The organism is Acinetobacter sp. V102_4, assembly GCF_031799005.1.
GTDB lineage: Bacteria > Pseudomonadota > Gammaproteobacteria > Pseudomonadales > Moraxellaceae > Acinetobacter > Acinetobacter calcoaceticus.
This window is the reverse complement of sequence record NZ_JAVQNR010000053.1, coordinates 271546-287502: the sequence shown is the minus strand read 5'-3', so window position 1 is coordinate 287502 and position 15957 is coordinate 271546. Positions and strand designations below refer to the sequence as shown.

The 15957-nt window shown below is 37.8% G+C and carries 16 protein-coding genes and 2 pseudogenes; 8 read left to right on the top strand and 10 right to left on the bottom strand.

Annotation, left to right across the window (positions count from 1 at the left end):
• The 4 genes and pseudogenes from RMB13_RS21765 to rimI form a co-directional block, all read left to right on the top strand.
• Positions 1-77: pseudogene (locus RMB13_RS21765) on the top strand (elongation factor Tu); the annotation flags it as partial.
• 205 nt (positions 78-282) lie between these two features.
• Positions 283-1164 (top strand): metal-dependent hydrolase, encoded by an 882-nt coding sequence (locus RMB13_RS21760; protein ID WP_311086343.1) that lies wholly within the window; start codon positions 283-285, stop codon positions 1162-1164.
• A 232-nt stretch (positions 1165-1396) separates the two neighbouring features.
• A complete protein-coding gene (locus RMB13_RS21755; protein ID WP_311086342.1) occupies positions 1397-2272 on the top strand; it encodes a metal-dependent hydrolase in 876 nt (291 codons plus the stop codon).
• 106 nt (positions 2273-2378) lie between these two features.
• Complete coding sequence (gene rimI / locus RMB13_RS21750) at positions 2379-2834, top strand: ribosomal protein S18-alanine N-acetyltransferase (protein ID WP_311086341.1); 456 nt, start codon at positions 2379-2381, stop codon at positions 2832-2834.
• A gap of 44 nt (positions 2835-2878) precedes the next feature.
• On the opposite strand, the gene RMB13_RS21745 is transcribed toward rimI, so the two are convergent.
• Positions 2879-3694 carry an arginyltransferase gene (locus tag RMB13_RS21745; RefSeq protein WP_311086340.1) on the bottom strand — a complete coding sequence of 272 codons (816 nt, stop codon included), beginning with the start codon at positions 3692-3694 and terminating at the stop codon, positions 2879-2881.
• An 18-nt stretch (positions 3695-3712) separates the two neighbouring features.
• Complete coding sequence (aat, locus tag RMB13_RS21740; RefSeq protein ID WP_205470144.1) at positions 3713-4444, bottom strand: leucyl/phenylalanyl-tRNA--protein transferase; 732 nt, start codon at positions 4442-4444, stop codon at positions 3713-3715.
• Between the two features lie 108 nt (positions 4445-4552).
• Here aat and RMB13_RS21735 point away from each other — a divergent pair.
• Positions 4553-4851: pseudogene (locus RMB13_RS21735) on the top strand (putative quinol monooxygenase).
• Positions 4852-4907: 56 nt separating this feature from the next.
• On the opposite strand, the gene trxB reads toward RMB13_RS21735, so the two are convergent.
• The gene (trxB, locus tag RMB13_RS21730; protein WP_311086339.1) at positions 4908-5858 is read right to left on the bottom strand and encodes a thioredoxin-disulfide reductase; all 951 of its coding nucleotides are present in this window, start codon (positions 5856-5858) and stop codon (positions 4908-4910) included.
• Between the two features lie 268 nt (positions 5859-6126).
• Between trxB and RMB13_RS21725 the strand changes: the two genes are divergently transcribed.
• Entirely contained in the window at positions 6127-9174 is a 3048-nt protein-coding gene (locus RMB13_RS21725; protein ID WP_311086338.1) for a DNA translocase FtsK 4TM domain-containing protein, read from the top strand.
• Positions 9175-9323: 149 nt separating this feature from the next.
• Positions 9324-9944 (top strand): threonine export protein RhtC, encoded by a 621-nt coding sequence (gene rhtC, locus RMB13_RS21720; protein ID WP_004641642.1) that lies wholly within the window; start codon positions 9324-9326, stop codon positions 9942-9944.
• Between the two features lie 71 nt (positions 9945-10015).
• Here rhtC and RMB13_RS21715 read toward each other — a convergent pair whose 3' ends face one another.
• The 7 genes from RMB13_RS21715 to RMB13_RS21685 all read right to left on the bottom strand — a co-directional run bounded on the left by RMB13_RS21715 (position 10016) and on the right by RMB13_RS21685 (position 15050).
• Positions 10016-10540 carry a hypothetical protein gene (locus tag RMB13_RS21715; protein ID WP_311086337.1) on the bottom strand — a complete coding sequence of 175 codons (525 nt, stop codon included), beginning with the start codon at positions 10538-10540 and terminating at the stop codon, positions 10016-10018.
• A gap of 145 nt (positions 10541-10685) precedes the next feature.
• On the bottom strand, positions 10686-10973 hold the full coding sequence (locus tag RMB13_RS21710; protein WP_005048600.1) for a PA4642 family protein: 288 nt from the start codon (positions 10971-10973) through the stop codon (positions 10686-10688).
• An 84-nt stretch (positions 10974-11057) separates the two neighbouring features.
• Positions 11058-11330 (bottom strand): cell division topological specificity factor MinE, encoded by a 273-nt coding sequence (gene minE, locus RMB13_RS21705; protein ID WP_003653273.1) that lies wholly within the window; start codon positions 11328-11330, stop codon positions 11058-11060.
• Positions 11331-11332: 2 nt separating this feature from the next.
• A complete protein-coding gene (minD, locus tag RMB13_RS21700) occupies positions 11333-12145 on the bottom strand; it encodes a septum site-determining protein MinD (protein ID WP_004641647.1) in 813 nt (270 codons plus the stop codon).
• 66 nt (positions 12146-12211) lie between these two features.
• Positions 12212-12940: a septum site-determining protein MinC gene (minC, locus tag RMB13_RS21695; protein WP_311086336.1), complete on the bottom strand. Its 729-nt coding sequence runs from the start codon at positions 12938-12940 to the stop codon at positions 12212-12214.
• A 120-nt stretch (positions 12941-13060) separates the two neighbouring features.
• The gene (locus RMB13_RS21690) at positions 13061-14107 is read right to left on the bottom strand and encodes a preprotein translocase subunit SecA (RefSeq protein WP_311086335.1); all 1047 of its coding nucleotides are present in this window, start codon (positions 14105-14107) and stop codon (positions 13061-13063) included.
• Positions 14108-14123: 16 nt separating this feature from the next.
• On the bottom strand, positions 14124-15050 hold the full coding sequence (locus RMB13_RS21685; RefSeq protein WP_005042645.1) for an acyltransferase: 927 nt from the start codon (positions 15048-15050) through the stop codon (positions 14124-14126).
• A gap of 246 nt (positions 15051-15296) precedes the next feature.
• Between RMB13_RS21685 and RMB13_RS21680 the strand changes: the two genes are divergently transcribed.
• On the top strand, positions 15297-15950 hold the full coding sequence (locus RMB13_RS21680; protein ID WP_005042643.1) for an OmpA family protein: 654 nt from the start codon (positions 15297-15299) through the stop codon (positions 15948-15950).
• Positions 15951-15957 lie beyond the last annotated feature (7 nt).

The following is a 15957-nucleotide window of genomic DNA, read 5'->3' as shown; positions in this document are numbered from 1 at the left end:
ACCCAGGTCTACGTTTTGCGATCCGTGAAGGTGGTCGTACTGTAGGTGCTGGTGTTGTTGCGAAAGTAACTGCATAATCACTTTCAGTGAAAAAAAAGCGCTCTTTTTAGAGCGCTTTTTTTATATTTAATTGTCTAACAATCATGATAAAAGCTGGCCTTAACTGATATTTCAATGTCCTTATTTACACTTAATCCTTTTTATTAAATTTGTATGATAAGAATCAAGAAAACGAACAATAAAGTTTGAGTAACTTGGGTTACTTATTAAGGAGCTTTGGGTATGAATGCTAAAGTGAATATTACTAATCGTGCAGGGGCAAGCTTTCCTGTACGTCGTATGAACTTTGACTTTAATGATGTACCAGAATATTGGATGAATGGTTCTGCTGGACTAACACACTTTATGACAGCATTGTCGGCGTTGTTTCCGGCAGGTGAAAAATTCTTTATTGATAGTGTACGGGCTGTACGTTATCACCCCTCTATTAAAGATGATAAAGAGCTTCAGAAAGAGATTAGTGCTTTCATTGGGCAAGAAGCAATGCATACTCAAGAGCATGTGAATTTTAATGCCTCTGCTCAAAAGTTTGGTCACGACGTTGAAGCGTTAGAGAAGTTTACTGATACAGCGATTCAAGCAGCAATTCAAGCTTTTGTAAAAATTGTCAAACCATTTGGCCTGACAAAAGAAATGGTTGACCTGACTGCTACAACAGCACTTGAACATTTTACCGCTACGATTGCTTCACAGCTATTAGTCAATAAGCATATTCAAGAGTTGATGACAGATGAAACCATGTCAACGATGTGGTATTGGCATGCTATCGAAGAAAATGAGCATAAAGCCGTAGCTTTTGATGTGTACGAAGGTGTATTTGGTAAAGGCGTAAAAGCTTATGCATTACGTACAAGCTCTTTAGTATTTGCGATGACTTTGATTTTCTTGATTCAGTCTTCTTTTGTACTTCGTCTATTAAAGCAAGATAAAAAGTTAAATTTGGATGAGCTATCTGTGATTTATAAATACGCATATAGCCCATCGAAAGGTATCATTACTGGCATGGCTAAAGAAATGCTGGCTTACTTTAAGCCTGGTTTTCATCCAAATGATTTGGATACAGTAGGTCTATTGAAAACATGGAAAGCAAAATTAGGTTTGTAATTTAAATCTATGTTGATTTGAAAGGGCTCATTGGTAGCCCTTTTTCTTTTTAAGTACTAACAATAACGATTAGCAGATCTATGCACCTTTATGGGGTGATTAATGACCTCATCTGATATTTCTCTGTCCTCATCTGCACTTAATTGGCACATTGAAAGACGTATGATTATAAATATTAAGAAAATAAATAAAGTTATATGTGAATTAGCTATTCACTTAAAAGGAGTCTGAGATGAATGCTAAAGTAAATATTTCCAATCGTGCTGGTGCTAGTTTCCCTGTTCGTCGTATGGACTTTGAATTTGCTCAGGTCCCTCGTTATTGGGCAAATTATGATGCAGGATTAACCCATTTTATGACAGCATTATCGGCCCTTTTTCCTGAAGGTGAACAGTTCTTTGTAAATAGCACGCGTGCTGTGCGAAATGACCCAAAACTTGCCGATCCCGATCTTCAAAAAGAAATTAGCGCCTTTATTGGCCAAGAAGCTATGCATTCAAAAGAGCATCTTGCTTTTAATGCTTCAGCGCAAGCTTACGGATATGATGTTCGTCATATGGAAAAGCAGACAGGTACTGTCATTAAGATGGGTACAGCTGTTATGACCAAATTAATGAAACCTTTTGGTTATACCAAAGAAATGATTGATCTGACCGGAACGTGTGCTTTAGAGCATTTCACTTCGACTATTGCAGCTGAACTTTTACAAAATCCCGAAATTCAAGCGATGTTCCAAGATGACACGATGTATCATTTGTGGATGTGGCATGCCGTAGAAGAAAATGAGCATAAAGCTGTCGCATTTGATGTGTATACAAGTATGTATGGACAAGGACTAAAAGCTTATTTTATGCGTTCAACGGCTTTAATCATTGCAATGGCATTAATTTTTGCAACGCAGACACATTTTACTGCCAAGTTATTAAAAACCGATGGAAAATTAACATTGAAAGATACTAAATACATGCTTAAGTTCATGTATGGACGTAAAGGTTTTATGACCCGCCAGATTCCAGAGTTACTTGATTTCTTAAGACCAAAGTTTCATCCAAATGATTCTGACACTACAGCATTGCTGGCAACTTGGCGTGAAAAGTTAGGTCTTTAAAAAGAACGATAAAAAGGACAATTTAATTGTCCTTTTTTTTGCTCGTTTTTTCTTGTGAAGTTTTTATAATACGCATTCCTTTAAAACTCTGATTGTGTTGGAACTCATGATTCGTACTATGCAAAACACTGATATTGATATTGTTGTACAAATCGAAAAATCAGTGCAAACACATCCATGGTCAAGACAGCAATTTGTAGAATCTCTGAATTCCTATCAATGTACAGTCATTGAGTCACAAGATAGAGTAGTTGGATTTTGTATTTTACAGCCAGTGCTAGATGAAGCGAATCTATTACTCATGGCAGTTGATCCTAAAATGCAAGGACAAGGCCTAGGATATGAATTATTAAATGCATCAATTGATCAGTTAAAAAATCAGCCCGTACAAATATTTTTAGAAGTTCGTGAAAGTAATAAAGCAGCTATTGCTCTGTATGAGAAAACAGGTTTTCACCAAATAGATCTACGTCGCAATTATTATCCTACCCAAGAAGGTGGGCGTGAACATGCTGTAATTATGGTAAAAACCTGTACCGACGATTTTGCATCGTTGTTTTAAAACACCTGTCTAGTTGCTGACCAAACAAAAAGACAGGATTAAAATCATTTAATAATTAAATTATTCCATTCAGAAGGTAATGTGGTCATCAGAGAGGTACCTAACTGTTGAATTTCTTCTGGTGATAAGGATCTGTTTAAACGGCGCCATTGTCCATCTAATAGAAGTTCTAAAGGGGTATATTGCGATTTATAATTCATTTTGGCTGAGTGGGGCACCCAATAACCTAAATAAAGATATTCTAAACCAAGCGATTTAACATATTCGATTTGGTTAAGAATTGAGTACACACCAAGTGATCTTCGGTGCTCATCTGGGTCGAAGAAAGTATAAACCGCAGATAGCCCATCATCCATTAGATCGCAGGTAGACACACTGATTAAACGGCTATCTTTCCAAAGCTCAAGAAAAAAGCTATCTGTACAACTATGTACTAAAAACTTTTCAAACTGATCTAAGCTAGGTGGAAACATATCACCATCAGCATGGCGTTCATTAATATAGCGTTCATATAAATCGTAATGAATTTGTGCCGCTTGCTGAGTGGGCAGAACAGTCATGGTGAGGTCTTGATTTCGTTTCCATGCTTTTTTTTGAATTCCATTCATTTGGAAGTCGGCAACTGGAACACGACAAGACAAACATTGTCTACATAAATGGCATTCAGGGCGATAAACGAAGTCACCGCTACGACGAAATCCTAAACGAGAAAGTTCTGAAAGAGTGACCACATCAATCCGATGAATAGGGTCTAAAAACACCATGCGCGCCGATTTATTTTCTAGGTAGCTGCAATCATGAGGTGGAGTAATATAATACTGCAGATCATTTAAAAGGGACTTCGGGTGATATGATTTCATGATTGGTCCCTCCTGTTATCATTCCATTAATTTTGCATCTAATGCTATTGTTTTACTTGAAAATACACGTTCTTGATACTTTTTCCAATTGATAGAGGGGTGAATAATTACATCTTGTAACGATTTTAAGTAGTCTTGACGAGAAAGTGTACAAGCGCCCAAGCTAATTAAGTGACTATTTACAAGTTGACAGTCTACCCAAGGGAGCTGATTTTCTTGTCCAATCAGCATTAATGTGTAAAAAGCCATTTTTGAAACATCTGTTTCATTGCTAAACATTGACTCACCGAAGCATCCTTTGCCAATCGTAATGCCGTACAAACCTCCAACAAGTTTATCTTGTTCCCAAACCTCCACACTATATCCATAGCCAGCTTTAAACATCTCACAGTAGCCCTGAATAATATCTTCGCTAATCCATGTTTCGTCTGCATAACTTCTTGGTAGAGAACATGAACGAATAACTTCTTCAAAGGCATGATTTACCGTAATCGCATAGTCATATTTTTTCATATTTCTAAGTAGTGACTTGCTCGGCTTGTAATTCTGAGGGTAGATAACACAACGAGGTTCGGGACTCCACCAACAAATGGGCTCATCTTCATTAAACCACGGAAATAATCCATGGGTGTACGCTTCATAGAGAGTAGAAGGGGAGAGATCAGCACCAATACAAATTAAACCATGACCATCCGGATCAGATTCAATGGGGTCAGGGAAAATGAATTGAGAAAGTGGAAGTTTCTGCATAGAAGATAAAATGAAATAGAATGATTCAAAATTAACGTAACTGAGCTTCATTGACAATTTTTATTGTTCATCTTTAGCATGACGGAATGAAAAGAAAAGGTTTACTTAATGCTAAAACTTATTGCAGAAGATTTTATTGATATTAAAAAAATTGATTTTGTTTTGCCGCTTTATCAAGAACTCGTTGAAAAAACGAGATGTGAAGAAGGGTGTATTGCGTACGATTTATATCATGATATAAAAATTTAGGACATTTTGTTTTTATTGAAGAATGGGTAGATCGAGCTGCATTAGATCGACATGTCCAGTCTGAACACTTTCAACGGTTAGTTCCTCAGATTGACCAATATCAGAAGAGGTCGGGACGTTTTACGCATTTGGAGCATTTTGAAAATAGGATGAAATAAAACACTATTAAAAAAGACATTCAATAGAGCATTGAATGTCTTTTGTGCTAATTGAATTAACCGAGATTATCTAAATATTTTTCAGCATCAAGTGCCGCCATACAACCTGACCCAGCAGAAGTAATGGCTTGACGATAAATACTGTCAGCTACGTCACCAGCAGCAAAAACACCAGCTACAGACGTTGCTGTTGCATTACCTGAAGTGCCGCTTTGCACTTGAATATAGCCATCACGTAAGTTTAATTGACCATCAAACATTGCAGTGTTCGGTTTATGACCGATTGCAACGAATAGACCGTGAACCTGTACGTCTTGCTTAGAGTCATCTTGAGTTGATTTAAGGCGAACACTTGTTACGCCAGTATTGTCACCCAATACTTCTTCAACTTCATGATTCCAGATGATGCTGATTTTGCCTTCTTTTTCTTTGGCAAATAAATGATCTTGCAAAATCTTTTCAGAACGTAAGCTATCACGGCGGTGTACTAGCGTTACATGTGCAGCAATATTTGATAAATAAAGCGCTTCTTCAACTGCAGTGTTACCACCACCTACAACCATCACTTTTTGATTTTTGTAGAAGAAACCATCACATGTTGCACAGGCACTTACGCCTTGGCCCATAAATTTCTGTTCAGACTCTAGACCAAGGTACTGAGCCGTAGCACCAGTTGCAATAATCAAAGCGTCACATGTGTACTCTTCCATATCACCTTTAAGAACAAAAGGACGTACATTTAAGTCCACTTCGTTAATATGGTCATAGACGAGTTCTGTACCAAAGCGTTCAGCATGTGCTTGCATACGATCCATTAATGCAGGACCTGTTAAACCTTCAGGATCACCCGGCCAGTTGTCAACTTCGGTTGTTGTTGTAAGTTGGCCACCTAGTTGTAAACCTGCAATTAAAGTAGGTTTAAGGTTGGCACGTGCCGCATAGACAGCTGCACTATAACCAGCAGGACCAGAACCGAGAATAATTAACCGAGAATGACGAGCACTCATTGAGGGTATCCTTATTAATTTCGAGAATTTTGAAAATTATACGTGAATTTGTCGATCAATAGCGTGAAATCAATGTAGATAATATTGATCAGGTCAATCGAATTAAGTTATATAACAATATAGAAGTGGCTCATGTTAACAACAACTGTAAAGAATCATGCACCTTTTTTGTAAGAACAGGTGCATAATATAAAGTTCATTCGTTGAAGATCTAAGTGTAGTTCTTCACATCTCTAAACCAATAATTAAATGGGTTACAGGACAGTATATGACTGCGGTGTCGAGTGTTTATGCACAGCGCTTATTGATGACATTATTCTTGGTTTCTTTTGGCATTTATATGTTTCTGGCAACAGTAACATATACACCATTTGACCCGGGCTGGATGCATATTTCCAGTGATACTCAGCAAGTATCCAATGCAAGTGGTATTGCTGGTGCATGGATTGCAGATTTGCTGTTTGGTTTTTTAGGATGGGCAAGTTTGCTTATTCCAATTTTCCTTTTCATTGAAGCAATTCAGGTGTGGTGGCCGCGTAGTTTTTTAAACCGCCCATTTCGTTATGCTGCACAATTCTTTTTAATTCTGGTTGTGTCTAGCCTACTTTATTTACACTGGAGTGTGCCTGCTGATACTTTAGATAATGCAGCTGGGGGAATTATTGGTTACGAGTTAGGTCAGAGCTTATCTCAATTGCTAACAATTTACGGTGCGACCTTATTTTTACTGGTTTTCGGAGTGGTCTTGTTTACTCTTGCATTTGGGGTGCAATGGAGCAAAACATGGATTACGCTTAAAGCTACACCAAGTTATTTACAAGATTTATTTTATAAAAACGTATCACCGAACGAATCGGATTATGATTTAACAACTCAGCCAGCTAATAAAGCAGCCGCGGTTAAAGTTGCAGAAGCAGAAAATGCAGAGACAAATGCTTCAAATGAGAAAGTAGCATCAGTCCAATCTGAAAGTACTCAACCACAATCTGCGGCAACACGACATGATGCGGTTGCTGAGCGTTTATTTGCCGATGTATTAGCAAAAGAGCAGAGCCGACCTGAACCCGTAGTTGATACACCAGTTGCAAATACTCAAAACTTCGAGCATACACTTGAACAAGCCCATAAGCTTGAAAAAGACAGCCAACGTTTAGTTGCTACTGGTGAGGTATGGCGGGCTTTACAACGTGATGATGCGAGCCATAAGCAAGAAATTGATGCACTTTTGAGAGCAGCTGATGATTCAACAGAACAAGCTCCTGCTCATGAGCAATTCCAGCAAACAATTTCTCAAGTTCATCAAACTCAACCTACACCTAAACAAGACTTACATGGTCTTGATTGGAATGATGATGAGATTTTTGATGAATTACTTGCTGCGGTTCCAAACAGCAAAACTGCAACAGATGTGCATACACCATTTGTTCAAGAGCAACATGTAGATGTAGAACCTACTTCGCAATCGGTGAATATTGCGAAAGAAACTTCTTCACCTTTATCGAATGTAAACCAGTCACCTAAAAATTTAGCAAACGAACAAGTTTTTGAAGACTTTGATGATTTATTAATAGATGAAGATATTGCGCCAGTAGAACCTGTAAGAGCAAGCAGTTATGCTCAGTCTTCAGCATTTGTAAAAGCTCCTATTCAAACGACTATTCAGGCCGATAAACTTTCAAAAGAAGAGTTTATTGAGGCTTGGCAGGAAACCGCAGGGAAACCTCAGGAAAATCCTGATATTGATGAAGATGATTTCGATTTAGATGCACCATTAACAGATGCAGCTGGTCGACCAATGTCTCGTGCAATGCAGGTTGCCAAGAAGCGTTTGGATTTACCAACTTTGCCAGGTCTTGATCTACTCGATAGGGTTGATCCGAATAAGAAAGTTAACTTCACTGAAGAGCAGCTTTCGCGCTTATCTGAATTACTTGAAATTAAGTTACAAGAATTTAATGTTAAGGCTCAAGTCGTTGAAGCTCAACCAGGGCCAGTAGTCACCCGTTTCGAATTAGATTTGGCACCGGGTGTTAAAGCATCTAAGGTAACGAATATCTCGCGTGATTTAGCCCGTTCAATGTCGATGGCTTCTGTGCGTGTGGTAGAGGTTATTCCTGGTAAACCATATATTGGTATTGAAGTGCCAAACAGTGCCCGTGAAATGGTACGTTTGATTGAGCTATTGGAAACGCCAACCTATCGAGATCCAAGCGCATTAATCAGTATGGCAATGGGTAAAGATATTTCAGGTAATCCTGTATTAACTGATTTAGCGAAAGCACCACACATGTTAGTTGCTGGTACAACAGGTTCGGGTAAATCGGTTGCGGTAAACTCGATGATTTTATCGATGTTGCTTAAATATACACCCGACCAGTTGCGTTTGATTTTAATCGATCCAAAACAGCTAGAACTTGCAAACTATAATGATATTCCACATTTATTAACTCCAGTTGTTACTGACATGAAAGATGCAGTAAGCGCGTTGAACTGGTGTGTGAATGAGATGGAACGTCGTTATAAGCTGATGTCATTTCTTAAAATTCGTAAATTAAGTGACTACAACCGTAAAGTTGAAGAAGCAATTGCGAATGGAGAAGATCTAATTGATCCAACTTGGAAACCAAGTGACTCGGTAACACAAGAACGTGCGCCTCGTTTAACACCGTTACCATCTATTGTGATTGTGGCAGATGAGTTTGCCGACATGATTATGCAGGTCGGTAAAAAAGCGGAAGAAATGATTACGCGTTTAGCGCAAAAATCTCGTGCTGCTGGTATTCACCTATTGCTTGCAACTCAACGCCCATCTGTTGATGTGATCACGGGTTTGATTAAAGCCAATATTCCAACGCGTGTCGCATTACGTGTAAACAGTAAAATTGACTCGCGTACGATTTTGGATGCAGGTGGTGCAGAAGATCTGTTAGGCCATGGTGATATGCTGTTCTTGGGGCCTGGTAAAATCGAGCCTGAGCGTGTGCATGGTGCATTCATTAGTGATGATGAAGTAAACCGCATTTGTGATGCTTGGCGTGAACGTGGTGAACCGGATTATGTCGACGAAATCTTGACTCCATTTGATGAAGAACAAACTTCACGTGGTTTTGAAGAGGGTGAGGGTGGTTCTGACCGTGATGCACTTTATGACCAATGTGTTTCATTTGTTTTAGAAACAAGAAAAGCTTCTACTTCATCGCTACAGCGTAAATTTAGCCTTGGTTATAACCGTGCTGCTCGTATCATTGACCAAATGGAAGAGAACGGCATTGTGAGCGCAATGGGCCCTAATGGTAAGCGAGATATATTGGTTTAATATGAAATAGCTAAAAAGCCTCTTCGGAGGCTTTTTTTATGATTTAAATAAAAATTTCCATAAAATGACTTAAAGATTTTATCGTATAGTAAAAAATGCTAATGTATTTTTCCTAAATAAATAACAATGAATTAAATCTGGAGGAAAACATGTTACTTGCTCTAATTACTTTAGCTTTTATCCATTTTTGTGCACTTATTACTCCAGGGCCTGATTTTTTCCTTGTATCTCAAACAGCGATTAGTCGATCACGTAAGGACGCTATGTTAGTGGTTGCTGGCATAACAGCAGGTGTTATGTTTTGGGCTTGTTTGGCACTGATGGGATTAAATCTTATTTTTGAGAAAATGGCTTGGTTAAAGCAAGGTTTACTCATTGCTGGTGGCTTATATCTATGTTGGCTGGGCTATCAGATGTTACGTTCAGCATTTTCAAAAAATCAACAAGAAGATGTTGTTGCTGTCGAGCTGCCCAAAGCACCTTATTTATTTTTTATTAAAGGTCTTATAACGAATCTATCAAATCCTAAAGCTGTTATTTATTTTGGTAGTGTTTTCTCTTTATTTCTAGCCAATCCTCAACTTGATCAGGTTCATTGGTTACTGTTTATTATTGTCACTGTTGAAACGATTTTATGGTTCTGCTTTGTAACTTTTATTTTTTCGTTACCGAGTTTTAGATCAGCTTATCGTAATTTTTCAAAATGGATTGATGGTATTTCAGGCGGTATTTTTACTGTGTTTGGTATTTTCCTGATTGGTAATCGATAAGTCTAGATAAGAGAAAGGCCTCTTGAAGAGGCCTTTTTAATGATTAAATTTTTAGATTGCTTGTATTGGGTTTATATAAAAAAACTGATAAAAATCAGTAGCCACATGATAGATCCTATAATAGTTAAAATGATTTGAGGCGTATTAAATTTTTCCTGCTCAATTGTTGTTTCTAATTGTTTTTGTGCATAGTTGAGTGCTTTAAATGCTGGTATTAAAAATATAATTTGGCAGAGAGAGATAAGCCAATAAGGATCAGGTAAGTAAACCAGTAAAAATGTAATTAGATATGCTAAGTACATCCAACTTGAAGAGAAATTATTAGTATACCCTTGTTCTTTTGCATAGGTTTTTATGTGATTAAATAGAGAATATAAAAAGAATATAGAAAAAATTGCACGAGCAGCGGGCATAATATTTAATTTATCTTTGATTAGAAAAAATCGCCATGCTTTAAATATCCACCAAATTGGATATAAGCCTAAGGAAATTAAGGATAGAAAGATAAATTTATTAGCGCTAATAATTTTTAAATTTTCTATATGATTTGATTGGATGGATTGTGTTTGTTTTAAATTAATATGTTCTGGGTTCATAAATTTATATTTAGAATAAAATGGTGTTGATGACTTTAAGATTATTTGTAATAAATGTAAATAATTTAGGTAATTGAATAAACCACATAATCTATCTCTTAAATTTTACTAAGATAGATTATGCAGCCTTATTCAAATAGAAAAGCTAGGCAAACTTTGCTAGAACTTCTAAAAAGGGTGCCGATTGACGCGGAAATTTGGCAATCACATCATGGATGCGTTGGCCTTCCGGGTCTTTGGCATTAATATCGCGTCCGTCCGCAATAAATTGAGTCAAAAGACGTTCATAGTCTGTTGGACGCATATGTTTGAATGCATGGTAGAGCACATGAAAATCTGCGTTCACACCCGTTGGCGGAAGTTGGTTGAGGTAGGCAAAAACACGCTCATCGGACCATTCTTCATTGAAAGTTGCTGGCTGTGATAATGCCATGACAATCTCCTCAGTTTTAAAAAAGGCAAAATAACTTGCGTTATTTTGCCTTGATTCTGTTTTATTGAATAGTCAGAAATAGAATTATCGTTCTTCAGGTAAATTGATATTCATTTCTAACATTTCAATATTTGCTTCAGAGCGAACCTGCATTTGGATATGCTGTTCACCTACACCACTTACATAACGACTGACCACTTGCATGATTTCTTTCTTCATCTGATCAATCTTGTCTTGGCTTAAACGGCGGCCTAAACCTTGTTCAGAAGCAACAATAACTTTCAAACGATCTTTTGCAGTTTGAGCACTTGATGGCTTTTCGTCACTGCTAAATAATTTACTCCAGAATCCTGCCATAACTACGCTCCAAATAGTCGTGCTAACCAGCCTTTAGGTTGAGCTGTGATGTGTCGATAAGGACGGTCTTCGCCAAGAAAGCGTGCAACCAAATCATCATAACCCTGACCAGCTTTAGTTTCTGAATATAGAATTACTGGCTTACCCTCGTTTGATGCTTGTAATACACTTGGACATTCTGGAATAACACCTAATGTCGGTACGCGTAGAATATCTTTAGAAATATCATCAATTGTTAGCATTTCCTGACGGTCAGCACGTTCAGGGTTAAAACGAGTAATACATAAATGTTTACGTATACGTCCTTCGTTTTGTTCAACTTTTTTGGTTTTGCTATCTAACATACCAATAATGCGGTCAGAGTCACGTACTGAAGAGATTTCAGGGTTCGTTACAATGATTGCTTCATCTGCATGATACATGGCTAAAATCGCACCACGTTCAATACCCGCAGGTGAGTCACAAATAACGTAATCAAATTCTTGAGATAGCTCATCAATAACACGAGCAACACCTTCGTCGCTCAACGCATCTTTATCACGTGTTTGTGAAGCCGGTAAAATATAAAGGTTTTCGATATCTTTATCACGAATAAGGGCTTGCTGCAGACGTGCTTCGTTGTTAATAACATTGACAAAATCATAAACAACACGACGCTCACAACCCATAATCAAATCAAGGTTACGTAAGCCTACATCAAAATCAATCACAACAGTTTTATGACCACGAAGGGCTAAACCTGTTGCAAAAGATGCGCTCGTTGTAGTTTTACCTACACCACCTTTGCCTGATGTTACGACAACAATTTTGGCCACCGAATCCACTCCTATTATGGTCATTCACCCTTAAAAGGGCTGTTTTTTGGTGATTTACTTAATAAACTAAAGTTCAATCGCTTCAAATTCAAGCTCTTGCTTTTCATTTAAATATATATGTACTGGCTTTTTTACCACATGTTTAGGGATATCATCTGCGACACAATACGTTCCGGCAATGGAAACGAGCTCAGCCTCTAAAGATTGGCAAAAAATGCGTGCAGCTGCGTGCCCGCCCGCACCAGCAATGACTCTACCACGAACTGTGCCATAAATATGTATATTTCCTGATGCAATAACTTCAGAACCACTATTCATGCCAGCTTTTAAAATAATATCGCCGTTATCTTGTACAAGGGATTGGCCTGTACGCAAAATTTCATCATGATAAGAGGTAATATGGGCAACCGCTATCTTGTTTAGTGGTTTTTTTGTTTCTGCTGAAGACGAGGCAGGAGCGGTAGCCGGTTTTTCTACAATCGCGACTTGTTCGGTTGTGGCTTTAATACGCTGTAATGGTTGATCTGCTGGTAAAACAGGGAATTGAATAGCGCGAGCCTCATTTCCTAAAATACCATCGATTACCGCCATAGGTTGCAAACCTAAGCTCACCAGAAGTTGAATTAATGCAATTAATTCTTGCTCAACTGTACTGTCAATAATCACTAAAGTTCCCTGATAGGAACCTTCATTTAATATATTTGATAATTGCTGGCGGATCACATCATGATCATTGGTATCGAAGGTTATCCTGCTAAAGTTAACCATTCTGCCGGTAATCCGTATATCAGCCATAAGTCTTCCTTCAAGGCGTTAAACGAGCTGTAATAGCGTTAAGTTTATTGTAAATAGGGCAAATGCTAGAACAATTTGTGCCAATTCTCTAGCGAGATTCATAAAAAATTAAGTAAATGCTTATTCTTTGATTCGATCATACTCCGCAAGCGTTTGTTGCCATTGTTTGACCTTGACTTGTTTTCGTACAGACTCGAGTGTCTCGAACACAACAGATTCAACTAATTGCTCAAGCTGACGATTATTAATATTTATTTCACTCACTTTTTGAGAAATTAATTGATAAGTCGGATTTGGGTGCGCCGATGAACCCTCAATTAAAGGTTCAATTAAACCTGCACTAATATTTTCACCTAATCTTTGACCAATACTTTGAATCTGTTGCTCAATGCGACCACCCACTAAAGGAATTAAGCGTAATAACTGGGTTAGCTCAGGTGTATCGATAATAGCTTGATCTACAATTTTCCCAACACCTTTTGTAATTGCTGGCTTTTGTTCTTTTAAAGCAGTGGCTAAAGACTCTTGTAATAATACTGTTAGGGTGGCAGTAAATTGTTCACGATGATGATTAACCAAGTCGTGAATAATTTGTTTATGGCTAGAACTGGTTTCAAGTTCATATCTAATACCATCAATTACCGTAATAACAACACGATCAGACAGCTCTTCCATGACGACGCGATAGTAAAACAAACCTGTCTTTCGCCAGCTTGGCGGAACAACCGGATAGCCCAGCTCATGTAAGCGATAAGCAATAATTCCTGCTCGAAACAAACGTAAAAAACGAAGCTGAGGAATAATGGCTAAAATTTCATACCAGTGAATAAAAGGGAAAAAGAACCAACGTTTATGATGATTATAAATAATCGCAATGCCCCAGCGGACAAGTAACTCAACAATTAAAAAACCAATAAACCATGCTTCTGATGTGATTACCCATGGGTGAAGGGAATTACGGTAAAAGCTCACAATTTGGGGCAAATGAATGTGTTCGAAGAACCATGCCCCAATACTGCTCATTAAAAAGAAATTTGCAGCCAGACAGAACAGGTTAAAAATGATAATGAACACCATAAAGATGTCATAGATCAAAAACAGCTTAAATGAAAGACTGTTTGGGTCGACATGGTGATATTTCGTTTTTTTCCCAGAACTGTTTTGCATAATAACGGGTGCTTTCTTAAATGTTCGTAGTGAGATATTGAGATTTTATTTGCTCAATAAGTTGATCTTTTTCGGTCCAAATTTCATGGACCCATTGTTGGAAACGTTCACGGTAAACCGCGTCATCTTCATAGTTTCCACCAAGAACCCAATCTGGAATTTCAATTTTACGCAAATTTACCGCAATTTTTGAAACATCACCTAGCCAGAAATTACTATATCCAGGTACGCCATTAGGGTAGACAATCGTCATGTCAACCAAAGCATCAATTTTGTCACCCAAGATATTTAATGCCAGGGCTAAACCACCTGCTTTAGGTTTAAGTAAATGCTTATATGGTGATTTTTGCTGGTCATGTTTTTCTTGAGTAAAACGAGTACCTTCTAAATAATTTAATAATGTAAATGGTTGACTTAAAAGCTGCTCGCAGGCTTTACGTGCTTCCATCATGTCACGGTCTTTGAGCTCAGGATTCTTTGCAACCTGTTCTTTGGTGTGACGCTTCATCATCGGGAAGCCTAAAATTTTAAATGCTTGCCCAACAAAAGGAATAAAGATGAGTTCCCATTTAGTAAAAAAGCGGGTGAGTGGCATACGGGTTAAACCAAAATATTGGTTTACCGTTGTATCTACCCAACTTTGGTGATTACAAGTCATGAGGTAGCGACCTTGCATATTTAGGTCAAGTCCCTCATCGATCGTAATGTCCCATTTTAGATTTGGTAAGACATGATCAATCAACCAATTATTAACACCTAACCAGCTATTTGTAATTTGGATATTGGTTTCATCTATTTTCGATGATTTTTTTAATAGCTTGGTCAGACCTAATGCCAAAACAGGTGGACCATGAAAAAACGTACTTCCTGTAATGACTGTACCTACAGTGAGTCCACGTGTAATTTTTTTTAGCGCAGATTGCTTATTGGGTGCAGTTGACATATGAATGACCCCGAATGTCTAAAATCCATAGAAAAGTTGTTTAACTATAACTATCGTAATATGAAATACAACGACATCTTAGACAACAATGAAGAAATTGTGATGAGCTAGCATCTGAAAGTGCATCAAAATATTACAAAAAAGTAACTAAAGTGTTTATTATTAACAAAATATCAATGTTTTATACTTCGTTTTTGTTTCATTATTCATCCAGACAACAAAACACACAAAGTGAGGAGGCATGCAATGCGTGCATTAGTTATTTCAACAGTGGTAGGGGCAGCAGTAGTACTATCTGGTTGTCAAACAACTGGTAATAATCTTGGTGGCGTTGAATACGATAAAGCCGCATTAGGTACTTTAATTGGAGCAGCAGCTGGCTACGGTATTTCTAAGTCAAATGCAAACTCAAGCCGTCAAAATAACCGTGCTGCAGCAATCGGTGCAGTTCTTGGTGCCGCTGGTGGTGTATACCTTGACCAGAAAGAGAAAAAATTACGTCAACAAATGGCAGGTACTGGCGTAGACGTTGGCCGTAATCCAGATGGTTCTGTTCAATTGATTATGCCTGGTAGCATTACTTTTGATACAAACAAATCAAACATCAAACCAAACTTCTATTCAACTTTAGACAAAGTAGCTCAAACATTGGCTGAAGATAACAAGAGCGCGATTTTGGTTACTGGTTATACTGATAACACTGGTAATGACTCTATCAACATTCCGTTATCTCAATCACGTGCACAATCAGTTAAAAACTATTTAGCTGGTAAAGGCCTTTCATCTAGCCGTATCGATGCACAAGGTTATGGTTCTTCTAACCCGATCGCAGATAACTCAACTGCATCTGGCCGTGAACAAAACCGCCGTGTAGAAATCAGCATCTATGCAAAACAATAAGATTTAA